This is a genomic window from Streptomyces sp. YS-3, from assembly GCF_045257485.1.
Classification (GTDB): Bacteria; Actinomycetota; Actinomycetes; order Streptomycetales; family Streptomycetaceae; genus Streptomyces.
Genome location: NZ_JBJHPC010000150.1, coordinates 1 through 13308, shown reverse-complemented (window position 1 = coordinate 13308; position 13308 = coordinate 1). Strand labels below are relative to the sequence as shown.

Annotated in this window: 12 protein-coding genes; 9 read left to right on the top strand and 3 right to left on the bottom strand. The window is 74.9% G+C overall.

Features of this window, described 5'->3' with window-relative positions:
• The 3 genes from ACJA3G_RS15135 to ACJA3G_RS15125 form a co-directional block, all read left to right on the top strand.
• A partial coding sequence (locus ACJA3G_RS15135) for an InlB B-repeat-containing protein (RefSeq protein WP_406553493.1) occupies positions 1-324 on the top strand: 324 nt, incomplete at its 5' end.
• Between the two features lie 11 nt (positions 325-335).
• On the top strand, positions 336-968 hold the full coding sequence (locus tag ACJA3G_RS15130; protein ID WP_406553492.1) for a superoxide dismutase family protein: 633 nt from the start codon (positions 336-338) through the stop codon (positions 966-968).
• Complete coding sequence (locus ACJA3G_RS15125) at positions 961-1212, top strand: DUF6225 family protein (RefSeq protein WP_406553491.1); 252 nt, start codon at positions 961-963, stop codon at positions 1210-1212. Before ACJA3G_RS15130 ends, ACJA3G_RS15125 begins: the two co-directional genes overlap by 8 nt.
• A gap of 20 nt (positions 1213-1232) precedes the next feature.
• On the opposite strand, the gene ACJA3G_RS15120 is transcribed toward ACJA3G_RS15125, so the two are convergent.
• Positions 1233-1853 carry an L-threonylcarbamoyladenylate synthase gene (locus ACJA3G_RS15120; RefSeq protein ID WP_406553490.1) on the bottom strand — a complete coding sequence of 207 codons (621 nt, stop codon included), beginning with the start codon at positions 1851-1853 and terminating at the stop codon, positions 1233-1235.
• A gap of 101 nt (positions 1854-1954) precedes the next feature.
• A complete protein-coding gene (gene thrC, locus ACJA3G_RS15115; protein WP_406553495.1) occupies positions 1955-3049 on the bottom strand; it encodes a threonine synthase in 1095 nt (364 codons plus the stop codon).
• A gap of 84 nt (positions 3050-3133) precedes the next feature.
• On the opposite strand from thrC, the gene ACJA3G_RS15110 reads away from it, so the two are divergent.
• The 3 genes from ACJA3G_RS15110 to ACJA3G_RS15100 all read left to right on the top strand — a co-directional run bounded on the left by ACJA3G_RS15110 (position 3134) and on the right by ACJA3G_RS15100 (position 8570).
• Positions 3134-3970 carry a MurR/RpiR family transcriptional regulator gene (locus ACJA3G_RS15110; protein WP_406553489.1) on the top strand — a complete coding sequence of 279 codons (837 nt, stop codon included), beginning with the start codon at positions 3134-3136 and terminating at the stop codon, positions 3968-3970.
• Positions 3971-4228: 258 nt separating this feature from the next.
• Positions 4229-7978 (top strand): helix-turn-helix domain-containing protein, encoded by a 3750-nt coding sequence (locus ACJA3G_RS15105; RefSeq protein ID WP_406553494.1) that lies wholly within the window; start codon positions 4229-4231, stop codon positions 7976-7978.
• Between the two features lie 208 nt (positions 7979-8186).
• Entirely contained in the window at positions 8187-8570 is a 384-nt protein-coding gene (locus tag ACJA3G_RS15100; protein WP_406553488.1) for a hypothetical protein, read from the top strand.
• A 108-nt stretch (positions 8571-8678) separates the two neighbouring features.
• Here ACJA3G_RS15100 and ACJA3G_RS15095 read toward each other — a convergent pair whose 3' ends face one another.
• Positions 8679-9623, bottom strand: coding sequence for a GlxA family transcriptional regulator (locus ACJA3G_RS15095; protein WP_406553487.1), 945 nt, complete (start codon positions 9621-9623; stop codon positions 8679-8681).
• A 303-nt stretch (positions 9624-9926) separates the two neighbouring features.
• Between ACJA3G_RS15095 and ACJA3G_RS15090 the strand changes: the two genes are divergently transcribed.
• From ACJA3G_RS15090 to ACJA3G_RS15080, 3 genes are all read left to right on the top strand, one after another.
• Positions 9927-11198, top strand: coding sequence for a phenylacetate--CoA ligase family protein (locus ACJA3G_RS15090; RefSeq protein ID WP_406553486.1), 1272 nt, complete (start codon positions 9927-9929; stop codon positions 11196-11198).
• Positions 11195-12493, top strand: a complete 1299-nt coding sequence (locus ACJA3G_RS15085) for an MFS transporter (RefSeq protein WP_406553485.1) — start codon at positions 11195-11197, stop codon at positions 12491-12493. The genes ACJA3G_RS15090 and ACJA3G_RS15085 overlap by 4 nt, the downstream gene beginning before the upstream one ends.
• A partial coding sequence (locus tag ACJA3G_RS15080; RefSeq protein WP_406553484.1) for a GNAT family N-acetyltransferase occupies positions 12490-13308 on the top strand: 819 nt, incomplete at its 3' end. The genes ACJA3G_RS15085 and ACJA3G_RS15080, both read left to right, overlap by 4 nt.

Sequence of the window (13308 nt, the reverse complement as noted above, 5' to 3'; positions counted from 1 at the left end):
GCCCGGTACGCGCTCACCGCCGCCCCGGACGACCCCGCGCACGGCGCCGTCACGGTGGCCGCGACCGGCCTCTTCGACAAGGGCGACCAGGTCACCGTGGCCGCCGTGCCCAAGGCGGGCTACCGGCTCGACCAATGGACCGTGGACGGCAGGCCGCAGCCCACCCGGGCGGGCGAACTCACCGTCACGATGGACGGCGACCACTATGTGACGGCCCGGTTCGTCCCGGCGGCGGCGGCCACGACCGGGCCTGCGGCGCCCCTCGTCCCCGCGGCGGCGACAGGCGCGCCGAGCGCGCTCCCCGACTCCACCCCCACCGACTGAACGGACCCCCCATGCACCTCCGGCACACTCTCGGCGCCGCCTCGGCCGCCGCCGCGCTCACCCTCTCCGTCGCCGCCCAGCCCGCGGTCGCCGAAAACGTGTCGGTGGGGCTGGTCACCGCGTTCGCCGCCGCCACGGACCCTTCGGCGCACCGGGCGGTGACCTACGCCCCCGCCTGGGTGCCGGTGGGCACCATGGTCGCCGTCGGCGAGTCCGCGGCCGACACCACCAGCCGCTTCGAACTGAGCCTCAAGGGCGCCCTGCCCAACCACACCTACGGCGCCCATGTGCACCGGATGCCGTGCGGGACCAACCCCGAGGACTCGGGCCCGCACTACCAGAACCAGCCCGACCCCGTTCAGCCGTCCACCGACCCCGCGTACGCCAACCCGCGCAACGAGGTGTGGCTCGACCTGACCACCGACGCCCGCGGTGACGGGAAGTCCAGCGCGCAGGTCGCCTGGCGCATCCGGCCGGGAGAGGCCAACTCGCTGGTGCTCCACGAGACGGCCACGGCTACCGACCCCGGGCGCGCGGGGACCGCGGGCGCGCGGCTGGCCTGTGTCAACGTGCGCTTCGCGCCCGTTTCCGGCGCGGTGACGCGGCCCGGCCCGCCCGCGCCGCTAGCCTCGCTCCATGACTGACACCTTTGAGCACAACCCCCGGGTGTGGACCGCGGCGCGTCTGCGCGAGGCCCTCCAGGGGCTGCCGGACGACACCCCGATCCACGTCGGTGTCGCGGATGGACCGGGCGACTTCGACGGGTACAGCGAGTACGCGCTGGTCAACCTGGAGCCCGTCGAGAAGGACGACGACGCGCACGCCGGTGTGGAGTACACCCTCTTCGCGGACTTCAAGGCCGGCCAGTACCACTTCGACCTGGACTGATCCGGCTGGACTGATCCGGGCTACTCGAAGCGCGAGGTGTCGCCCGCCCCGCGGCGGACGATGGTGGCCTCGCCGTCGGAGAAGTCGATGACGGTGGTCGGCTCGGTGCCGCAGTCGCCCGAGTCGATCACGGCGTCCACCACGTGGTCGAGGCGCTCCTTGATCTCCCAGCCCTGCGTCATCGGTTCGTCCTCGTCGGGCAGCAGCAGAGTGCTGGAGAGCAGCGGCTCGCCCAGGTCGGCGAGGAGCGCCTGGGTGACGGTGTGGTCCGGGATGCGCACCCCGACCGTCTTTTTCTTCGGGTGCAGCAGCTGGCGCGGCACCTCCCTGGTCGCGGGCAGGATGAAGGTGTAACTGCCCGGCGTCGCCGACTTGATGGCCCGGAACACATCGTTGTCGATCTGTACGAACTGGCCGAGCTGCGCGAACGTCTCGCACACCAGGGTGAAGTGGTGCCGGTCGTCGAGCTGGCGGATCGCCCGGATCCGGTCGATGCCGTCGCGGTTGCCGAGCTGGCACCCCAGGGCGTAGCAGGAGTCCGTCGGGTATGCCACGAGCGCGCCGGAGCGGATGCTGTCGGTCACGCTGCTGATGGTGCGCCGCTGCGGATTGTCGGGGTGGACATCGAAGTACTTGGCCATCCGCCGAGTCTACGGGCCGCCCCGATGGTTCCCGGGGGTGCCCGTTCACTCGTCGGGGTGGTGCCGGGACCGCCGCGGCTGCGTCCGGTCCGGCCGGGGCGTCAGGAAGCCAGGTGCAGGGCCCGGGCCACGTCCGCCGTGCGGGCCGAGGACGTGGTGGACTCGTAGCCGCCGCGCATCGAGGCGTCCGGGTCCTTGAGGCCGTTGCCGGTGACCGTGACCACCACGCGCTGCCCGGGGTCGAGGCGGCCCGCGCGGTGTTCGGCGAGCAGGCCCGCGATGCCGGCCGCCGAGGCGGGCTCGACGAAGACGCCCTCGTGGCGGGCGACGATGCGGTACGCGTCGAGGATCTGCTCGTCGGTGACGGCGCCGATCAGGCCCCCGGAGCTGTCGCGCGCCGCGATCGCGCCGGTCCACGAGGCGGGGTTGCCGATACGGATCGCGGTGGCCACCGTCTCCGGCTCGGCCACCACCTCGCCGTGGACCAGCGGCGCCGCGCCCGCCGCCTGGAAGCCCCACAACCGGGGCGCGCGGGTGGCGTGACCGGCGGTGGCGTACGCCTCGTACCCCCGCCAGGCGGCCGTGATGTTCCCCGCGTTGCCGACCGGCAGGCAGTGGATGTCCGGCGCGTCGCCCAGCGCGTCCACGACCTCGAAGGCGACGGTCTGCTGGCCCGCCAGACGGTGGTCGTTGACCGAGTTCACCAGCGCGACCGGGTGGTGCTCGGCCAGTTCGCGGGCGATGCGCAGACAGTCGTCGAAGGAACCGGTCACCTCGACGATCTCGGCGCCGTAGCGGACCGCCTGCGCGAGCTTGCCGAGCGCGATGTGGCCGCGCGGGACCAGGACGGCGGCGCCGATGCCCGCGCGGGCCGCGTACGCGGCGGCCGAGGCGCTGGTGTTGCCGGTCGAGGCGCACACCACCGTGCGCGCGCCGGCCTCCACGGCCTTGCTGACCGCGACCGTCATGCCCCGGTCCTTGAAGGAACCGGTGGGGTTGGCGCCCTCCACCTTCAGCCACACATCGCAGCCGGTGAGCACCGACAGATGAACGGCCGGGACGAGCGGTGTGTTGCCCTCGTGGAGCGAGACCACGGGTGTGGTGTCCGTGACGGGCAGCCAGGCGCGGTAGCCGTCGATGAGGCCGCGCCAGGGGCGGGTCCGTACGGAGGTGCTTGCGGAGGGGCGCTCGTCTATAGTCACGAACGTTACTCTAACCCGAGAGGATCACTGGTTACGTAACAATCGTTTCTTCATCGGCGAAGGCGGCGGGGGAGTGGCATGGCGAACGACGACGAGGTGACGGCCCGGCTCGGGGCGGTCTATCCGGAGCTGCCGCGCGGGGAGCAGGCCATCGTGCGCGTCCTGCTCGACGACTATCCGTTCGCCGCCCTGGGCTCGCTGCGCTCCCTCGCGGACCGGGCGCAGGTCAGTCCGCCGACCGCCTCGCGGCTCTTCGCCCGGCTCGGCTGGTCCGGCTTCGCCGAGTTCCAGGCCGCGGTACGGGCCGAGGGCCGCGAGCACGACCGCTCCCGGCTGCGCGAGTTCGTGGCCACCGCCCCGGACGGCCCGCGCCGCGCGGCCGAGCAGTTGCGGGCCGGGCTGGACGCCACCGTCGCCGCGGCCGGTGAACCCCTGCTCGCCCGGATCGCCGCGCTGCTCTCCCAGGCGCGCGGGGTGTGGGGGATGGGCGGCCCGCTCAGCGAACTCGCCGCCGACTACCTGGTCCGCCAGCTGGCCAGTCTGCGCCCCGGCGTGCGCCGGGTCCCGGACGGGGCGGCCGAGCGCGCCCGGGTGCTGCTCGATCTCGGCCCCGGCGATCTGGTCGTCGCGTACGACTTCCGCCGCTACAGCGACACCACCGCCCGGTTCGTCCACGCGGCGCGGGCGCGCGGGGCGCGGCTCGTGCTGGTCACCGATGCCTGGGAGTCCCCGCTGGCCGCGCAGGCCGAGGTGCTGCTGCGGCTGCCGCGGGACGCGGCGGGCCCCATCGCGCCGCTCACCCACGAGATCGCGGTGACCGAACTGATCCTGGTCGCGACCGTTCCGCTGCTCACCGAGTCGGCCGGGCGCCTGGAGAGCCTCGACACCCTGACGGCCGAACTCGGCCAGGACTGACCGGGGCCGCGCGCGGCCCCGGTGGTACGGCTCCCGCGGCCCGGCCGAGGGATACGGCCCGCTGTCCGGCCGACCCAGCCGGACTGCCCGGAATTCCGCAATCCACCATTCCGAGCGACCCGGGGGCGCGCCCGGTACCCGTCCCCCTTTCGAGGCTTACGTCCCGTCGGTCACGGAAAGGAACGGCTCGTGCCGACGAACGACGAGAGGGCCGGTGAGTTCGCCGCCGAGCTGCGGCGGCTCAGGAGCCTGCGCGGGATGTCCCTCACCGAGCTCGCCCGCTCGGTCCACTACAGCAAGGGCTACCTCAGCAAGATCGAGAACGGTGGCAAGCCCCCGACGCCCGATGTCGCCCGGCGCTGCGACGCCGTGCTGGACGCGGGCGGGGACCTCACCCGGCTCGTCCCGGACCCGCCGCCCGCCGCGAGGACTCCCGCCGGACCCGCCACCGCCCCCGGCGTCCCCGCGGCCCGCTCGGGCGAGACGGGCCCGGAGCCGGGGCCCTGCCCCTTCCGGGGACTCGCCGCCTACGAGCCCCAGCACACCGAGTGGTTCTTCGGCCGGGACGCCGCCACGGCCGAGCTGGTCGGACGGCTCGCCGAGCGCATGGGCCACGGCCCCCTCGCCGTGGTCGCGCCCTCGGGCGCGGGAAAGTCCTCGCTGCTCCAGGCCGGACTGCTGCCCGCACTGCGGCGCGGCGCGCTCCCGGTCGCCGGGTCCGCCGCCTGGCCCGCCGTGGTGTGCACGCCGACCGCGCACCCGTTGAAGGAGCTGGTGCGCTGCGCCGCGGACCGGCTCGGCCGCGCGGGCGACGGCCTCACCCCCGAGGCACTGGCCGCACGGCCGCACGCCCTGCTGGACGCGGCCCGAGAGGCCCGGGGGCGGCCCGGACTCGTGCTCGTGGTCGACCAGTTCGAGGAGCTCTTCACCCTCTGCGCCGACGAGAGCGAGCGCCGTGCCTTCGTCGCCGTCCTGCACACCCTGGCCTCCGGCACCGGAACGCGCACCCCCGCCGCCGCACGGCCGGTCGAGGCGGCCGTCGTCCTCGGGGTGCGCGCCGACTTCTTCGGGCACTGCCTCGACCACCCCGAACTCGCCGAGGCGTTCACCCACGGCCTGTTCGCCCTCGCTCCCATGTCCGACACCGAGCTGCGCGCCGCCGTCACCGGCCCCACCGAACGGGCCGGCCTCGCCCTGGAACCGGGTCTGGCGGAGCTGCTGCTGCGGGACCTGCGCTCCGGACCGGCCGCCTCACCGGGCTCGCTGCCCCTGCTCGGCCACGCCCTGCTGGCGACCTGGCAGCAGCGCTCGGGCCGGGTGCTGACGGTCGCGGGGTACGAGACGACCGGCGGCATCCACGGCGCCGTGGCCCGCACCGCCGAGTCCGTGTTCAGCCGTCTCGACCCGGCGGAGCAGCGGATGGCACGCCAACTGCTCGTCCGGCTGGTGCGGATCGGCGAGGGCTCCGCCGCCCAGACCCGCCGCCCGCTCGAACGCGCCCTGATCCCCGGCCAGTCGGCGGACCCGGAGGCCGCCGCCCGCGCCCTCGACGCGTTCGTACGCGCGCGCCTGGTCACCGCGGGCGCCCAGAGCGTGGAGATCACCCACGAGGCGCTGCTGCACGCCTGGCCCCGGCTGCGCGGCTGGATCGAGAGCGACCGCGCCGCCCTCGTACAGCGCCAGCAGCTCGCGGACACCGCCGTGGAGTGGGCGCGCGCCGGGCACGACCCCGGACTGCTCTACCGGGGCGCGCGGCTCGACGCGGTCCGTGACTGGGACCGGCGGCCCGGGGGCGGGGACCGGCTGGGGGAGCGGGAGGCCGCCTTCGTGGCGGCGTGCCTCGCCGAGGAGGAGCGCGGCAGGCGGGCGGCCCGCCGCCACGTCCGGGTCCGCCGCATCCTGCTCGGCGCGCTGGCCGCCCTGCTCGCCGTGGCCGTCGCGGCGGGCGCCGTCGCCTTCGGCCAGCGCTCCGACGCGTACCGGGAGCGGCGCACCGCCCAGTCGCAGGCCATGGCGGTACGGTCCGAGGCGCTCGCCGAGGGCCGCCCGGAGGCGTCCATGCTGCTGGCCGCCGCCGCCTACCGGACCGCCTCCACCCCCGAGTCGCGCGGCGCCCTCCTCAGCACCCAGGCCCAGTACTTCGACGGACGCCTGACGGGCCATCAAGGGGCTGTCGACGGCGTGGCCTTCAGCCCGGACGGGCGGCTGCTCGCCTCGGCCGGGGCGGACGCCACCGTACGGATCTGGGACACCGTCCGCCACCGGCGGACGGCCACGCTCACCGGGTACGACGGCCCCGTCATGGCCGTGGCCTTCGCGCCCGACGGCCACCGGCTGGCGACGGCGGGTTCGGACGGCTCGGTCCGGCTGTGGGACATGCCCGCGCACCGGATGACCGCGATCCTGACCGGCCACCGGGGAGCCGTGCGCTCGGTCGCCTTCTCCCCGGACGGACGCGCGCTCGTCTCGGGCGGAGTCGACCGTACGGTACGGCTGTGGGACACCGCCGACGGCAGGGCGCGCGCGGTGCTCACCGGGCACGGCGACGCGGTGATGGCGGTCGCCTACGCCCCCGACGGACGGACGGTCGCCTCGGCGGGCGCCGACCGTACGGTCCGGCTGTGGGAGACGGCCGGGGGGAGCGCGGGCGCCGTCCTCACCGGCCACACCGACCAGGTGCTCGGACTGGCCTTCGCCCCGGACGGCCGCACTCTGGCGTCGGGCAGCGCCGATCGCACCGTACGGCTGTGGGACACCGGGGACGGCACGGCGCGCGCGGTCCTCACCGGGCACGGCGACGATGTGAACGCGGTCGTCTTCAGCCGCGCGGGGGACACCCTCGCCAGCGCGAGCGGAGACGGCACGGTCCGGCTGTGGGACCCGGTGAACCGCCGCGTCGCGGCGGTGCTCCCGGGCCACACCGACTATGTGCTGTCCCTCGCGGCGGGCCCCGACGGACGCCTGGCGAGCGGCGGTTTCGACCAGTCGGTGGTGCTGTGGAACCCGGCCGGACCGGCCCTGGTCGCCCGGCCGTTCACCGAGGCGTGGCAGTCGGCCTTCTCGCCGGACGGCCGGCTGCTGGCCTCGGCGGCGGCCGACCACACGGTACGGCTGTGGGAGGTGGCCCGGCGCCGCCCGCTCCCGCCGCTCACCGGGCACGACGGATCGGTGTTCGCCGTCGCCTTCTCGCCCGACGGCCGGCTGCTGGCCTCCGCGGGCGCCGACCGCGCGGTCCGGCTCTGGGACGTGGCCCGGCGCCGGCTCCTCACCACGCTGACCGGCCACGCCGGTTCGGTGTTCGCCGTCGCCTTCTCCCCGGACGGGCGCACCCTGGCGTCGGGGAGCGCCGACCGTACGGTACGCCTGTGGCGCGCCGCCGACGGGGCGCCGCTGGTGGTCCTGCGCGGGCACGAGGACTTCGTCAACGCGGTCGCCTTCAGCCCGGACGGGCGCACCCTCGCCACGGGCAGCGACGACCTGACGGTACGGCTGTGGGACCCGGTGGGACACACCGCGGGCAGGGTCCTGCGCGGCCACACCGGCTCGGTGCGCGCGGTGGCCTTCTCGCCCGACGGCCGCACCCTGGCCGACGGCGGCAACGACGGCACGGTCCGGCTGTGGGACGTCCGGCGGGCCACCGCCCCGCGCTCGCTCACCGGGCACAGCGGTCCGGTGCGCGCGGTGGCGTTCAGCCCGGACGGAGCCGTCCTCGCGAGCAGCGGCGGCGACCGGACCGTACGGCTGTGGCAGCCCGGTCCGGGGCGGCTGATCGCCACCCTGAGCGGTCACTCGGGCGCCGTGTGGGGCGTGGTCTTCGCACCCGGGGCCACCGGCCGGCCGCGGACCCTGGCGAGCAGCAGCAACGACGGCACGGTCCGGCTGTGGGCCACCGACGTGCGGGCGCGCGAGGCCCAGGTCTGCCGTCTCCTGGGCGGCCCGGGTCCGCGCGACTGGGCCCGGCTGCTGCCCGGGCTGCCGTACCGACCCGTCTGCGGACCGGCCGGTTGACGGCGGGCGGGGCGCGCTGTTTCCCGGGGTGTTTCCCGTTTCACGTGGGCGGAGGCGACGGCCGCCTCCTCGACAGCGGCGCCCGGCGACGGCCAGGCTCGAACCGTCCCGCCCGGCGGCGGACGCCACCCCCATCTCTCCCGAGAGTCGCTCCACGTGGCGCGGGGCACGCGCAGCACCGACGACGCACACAAGGAGCACGCACACCATGAACGTACGTCACAAGCTCGCCCTGATGGCGTCCGCCCCCGTCCTGGCGGCCGGACTCACCGCCGCGGTTCCGGCCGTGGCCGCCGCCCCCGCCAAGGCCGCCAAGCCGGCCGCCGAGTGCGGGGTGCGCTCGGACGGGCGGCTGTACTGCGGCAACAAGGCGGGCGCGAAGGGCTACGCGGACCGCTCGTACCGCTCGGCGACCCGCGGGCAGCTGAACGGCACCTTCAGCTGGTTCCAGTGCTGGGGCCACGGCGACCCGCACCAGGGCCAGAACGACATCTGGTACTGGACGCAGCTCGACAACGGCGCCTGGGGCAATGTGCCCGCCGTGGACGTCAACACGGGCCAGGACCCGGCCTACGGTCTGCGGCAGTGCTGACCGCTCGCCGCGGGTGACACCGCAGCCGCCCGCCGACTCTCCCCGGTGGGCGGCTGCGGGGCGTCCGGGAGCCGTTCCATCCACCCGGCCGGGCCGGTGGAACGACGGTCAGACCCGCTGGAAGCTGCGCCGGTAGGCGTGCGGGCTGGTGCCGATGAGGCGTTTGAAACGGTCCCGGAAAGCGGTGGGGGAGCCGAAGCCGACCTGGCGGGCGATCCGGTCGACGGGGTGGGCCGTGGTCTCCAGGAGGTGCTGGGCCCGGCGGATGCGCGCCAGATGCAGCCAGCGCAGCGGCGAGGTCCCGGTCTGCTCGCGAAAGCGCCGGTGGAGGGTGCGCGGGCTCATCCCGGCGCGCGCGGCGAGGTCGTCGAGGGTGAGCTCCTCGCCCGCGTTCTCCTCCATCCAGATCAGCAGGGGCTCCATCGTCGAGCCGCGCGGGGCGGGCGGATGCTCGGGGACGATGAACTGCGCCTGGCCGCCCTCGCGTTCCAGCGGCATCACCGAAAGCCGCGCCACGTCGGCCGCCACCGCGGAGCCCAGATCGCGGCGGACCATGTGCAGGCACAGGTCGAGACCGGCGGCGGCGCCCGCGGAGGTGAGCACCTGCCCGTCGTCGACGTAGAGCACGGCCGGGTCGACGTCGACCTCGGGATGGCGCTCGGCGAGCTGCGCGGCGGCGGCCCAGTGCGTGGTGGCCCGCCGGCCGTCGAGGAGTCCGGCCGCGGCGAGGATGAAGGCGCCGGTGCAGATGGAGGCGATCCGGGTGCCGCGGGCGGCCACGTCCCGCAGGGCGTCCAGGACCTCGTCCGGGACGGGAGCCAGGGGTTCGGCGCAGCCGGCCACCACCACCGTGTCCGCCCCGGCCAGCGCGTCGAGCCGCCAGGGGGCCCGCAGGGTGAACGCCCCGGCGTCGACCTCCCCGGCCGGTGAGCACACCCGGACGCGGTAGGCGGAGCGGCCGTCCGGCAGCCGGGTGCGCTGGAAGACGTCGATGGGTGTGGACAGGTCGAAGGGGATGACCCCGTCGAGCGCGAGGACGGCCACGGTGTGCATCCCCCCACCTTAGAAGAGTGCCCGGATCGTGGCCGAACACCTTCGATCGTTGCATGATCAACCGCTTTTTCCCGAAGGAATCATTGTTTTCGGCCAGGAATACCGATGGATGTGCGGCCAACTTTGCGATTCGCGCGCGGATGTCCCATCATCATGACCGCGCGTCAGTTCTCGGCGCGCTCCGAGGCGTCAGGGGCACGGGGAAATCCCCTGTACGCCGATCGATCCCGCAGGCGGCGAGCACCTGGTCGCGCCATGCCGCGGTGATTCCCGCCCTCATCCGTTCACCTAGGCAAAGGCCGCATGTCCGCCCAGCAGCTTTCGGACCTCATCCGGTTCGCCCGTCACAACTCGCCCTACTACCAAGAGCTTTACGCGTCCCTGCCGCCGGACGCCGACCGTCTCACCGATCTGCCGGTCGTGGACCAGGAGACGTTCTGGGCGGCCAACACCCTCGACGGCAACCGCGTCCTGACCGGACCCCTCAGCGAGGCGACCGTCTACAAGACCGGCGGCACCACCGGGGCCCCCAAGTTCTCGGTCTACACCCGCGACGAGTGGCGCACCTTCGTGACCGTCTTCGGCCAGGGCCTGGTGGACACCGGTCTGCGCCCCGGCCACCGCGTCGCGGACCTCTTCTACGCGGGCGAGCTCTACGCCAGCTTCCTGTTCCTCCTCGACTCGCTGGCCCACGCCCCCGTCGACAACGTACGGCTGCCCATCGGCGGCGCCGCGCCGCTGGAGTCGACGGTGGCGACCCTGCGCGAATTCGCCGCGCAGGTCCTGACCGGCACCACCACCACGCTGTGCCGTCTCGCCGAGCACGTGCTCGCGGCGGACCTGCGCCTGGACGCGGTGGAGCTGGTCCTCTTCGGCGGCGAGGCCCTCTTCGCCGACCAGCGGCGGCTGCTGGCCGCCGCGTTCCCCAACGCGGCGATCCGCTCGGTGGGTTACGCGAGCGTCGACGCGGGGCTGCTCGGCCGCCCCGTGCCCGGCCCCGACCCCCGGGTGCACCGCGCCTTCACCCCGCACTCGATCGTCGAGATCCTCGACGACACCACCGGCGAGCCCATCACCGAGCCCGGGCGCCCCGGCCGGGCCGTGGTGACCAGTCTCTTCCGCCGACTCATGCCCGTCATCCGCTACCCGGCCGGCGACCGCGCCGAGTGGACCGGCACCGGCCCCGGCCACTTCCGCATCCTGGGCCGCGCCGAGGAGGGCGTCCGGGTGGGGCCCGTGTCCCTGTACGCGCAGGACGCCCAGGACGCCGTCGCCCGGGCCGACACCGACGGCCGCATCGCCGGCATGCAACTGGTCGTACGCCGCTGGGAGGGCCGCGACGGACTGGTGCTGCGCCTCGCCACCGCCCCCGGCGACGACGACCCGGCCGCGCTCGACGTGCTCACCAAGGCCGTCGTCACCGAGCTGGAGAACTCCCGGCCGCTGTACCCGGACAGTGTGCGCACCGGGTTCGTGCACCCGCTCCGCGTCGAATGGGCGCGCCACCGCGACCTCACCGTCAACCCGCGCACGGGCAAGCTCGTCCGCGTCCTGGACGAGAGGCCCACGACATGAGCACCCCCCTGATGGACGGGGGCCGCCGCAGGCCGCTCGTCCTGCGCAACCGCGCCTTCGGCGCCGTGTGGCTGAGCCAGGTCCTGACCCAGGCGGCCGTCCGCATGTTCCAGGTCGGCGTCTCCTGGTGGCTGGTCGCCTACGCCGTCGACGGCGGACGCGGCCTCGCCTCGGGCCTGTTCATGGCCGTCAGCACCCTGCCCGCCGTGGCGCTCGCCCCCGTGGTGGCGCGGGTCGTCGCCCGCAGCGCCCACCGCTCGGTGCTGCGCACGGCCGCCGCGGTGGCCGGAGCCGTCGCCGTCGCACTGGCCGTATGGGCGTGGACGAGCGGCCTTCCGCTGCCCGCCGTCTACGCCGCGACCCTCGCCCTGGCCACCTGCCAGGCCTTCTTCGACCCCTGTCTGACCACCTCGGTGCCCGAACTCGTCGACGACGAGGACATCGAGACGGCCACCGGCTTCGAACTGTCCACCCAGTCCCTGGCCGGGCTCGGCGGTGCGCTGCTCGGCGCCGTGACCGTCGACCGGGCGGGCGTGGCCGGGCTGGGAGCGGGCTGCGGGGCCGCCTATCTCGCCGCCGCGCTGCTGGTCGCGGGCGTCCGCTTCCGTACCGCGCCCGGCTCCGACGAGGGGACCGACCCGGCCGGAGCGCCCGAGCGGCGTACGCTCCGCGCCATCCTCGGCGGACTCCCTTACGTACGCCGCATCCTGGTCTGCTTCACCGCCGCCAACCTCTTCACCACGGCCGTTTTCGTCGTCATCCCGCTCTACACCCGTACCGTCCTCGGCGACGGCGGCTCCACCGTGGCGCTCCTGGAGGCGTCCCTGGGGTGCGGCACGCTGATCGGCTCGTTCACCGGCGCCCGGGTGCCGGGGCGGCCCACCGTCACCGGCGCCTGCTGTCTGGCGCTGATGGCGGGCGCCCTCGCGCTGCCGGGCCTGTTCGCCGGGCGGCTGGTCTTCGCGGCGAGCCTGGTCGTGGCCGGCTGGTGCGTCGGGGTGATCGGGGTCCGCTTCGTGGCCCTGTTCCAACGGCTGGTGCCCGCCGCCGACAAGCCCGGGTTCTTCGCGGTGATGCAGGCGGTCCTGGGCGCCTCCTTCCCGGTGGCCTCGCTGCTGTTCGGCCTGGCCGGGGACCATCTGTCCGCGCGGACCCTGTGCCTGGTCCAGGCCGCCGGCCTGCTGCCCGCCGCGGTGGCGCTGGCCCTGCTGGGCTCACCCGACGGGCCCGCCGACGGCCCGGGTCCGAGCGAGGCCGCCGACCGCGCCCCCGAGACCGTCGGGAGCGAGCGGTGAACGCCCTCGTCGCGACGGCCACCGGCGCCGACATCGCCGAACTCCGCCAGCTCTACTACGCCGTCTACGGCCCGCACTACCCGGCCGGACTCGGCACCGACCCCGCCGAGATGGCCCGGCTCATCCAGGATCCCGACTCCCTGTGGCTGGTGGCCCGTTGCCCCGCGACCGGCGCGCTCGCCGCGTCGGCCGCCATCCACGGCGAACCGGGCAGCCGGATCGGCCGCCTCGAAGGCCTCGCCGTCCACCCCGAGCACCGCGCCGGCGGCCTGGCCGCCCTGCTCACCGAGGCGCTGTGCGCCCGGATGCTGGACAGCGGGCGCCTGGACTCGGTGTACGCGACGGTCCGTACCGTCAGCGCGGGACCCCAGCGCGTGGTCGCCCGCAACGGGTTCCGCCCCCTCGGCGTGCTGCCCAACGCGGTCGATCTCAGCAGCCGTGAGAGCCTTGCGCTCTACGCGCGTCACTCGGCCGGGGTGCTGGAGCGCCGCGTACCGGTCGCCGAAGTGCCCGCACCGCTGCTGCCGCTCCTGAACGCCGTGGAGGGCTGTCTCGGCGTCAGCTACGCCGACGTCCGCGCCACCGGCCCGCTCCCGGCGCCGGAGCGCGGTGACACCGAGCGGCTGGAGATGATCGAGGCCCCCGCCTTCGTACGCCGCCGCTTCCGCGAGCGCTTCCCCGACACCGCCGGCTGGTTCTACCCGCTGCACACGCCCAATGTGCTCCTCACCCCCGAGGACGGCCGGTTCGAGGTCTACGCCTACTTCAACCGCACCGGCGGCTACTGCTCGCTCCTGACCGCCCACCCCGGCCCC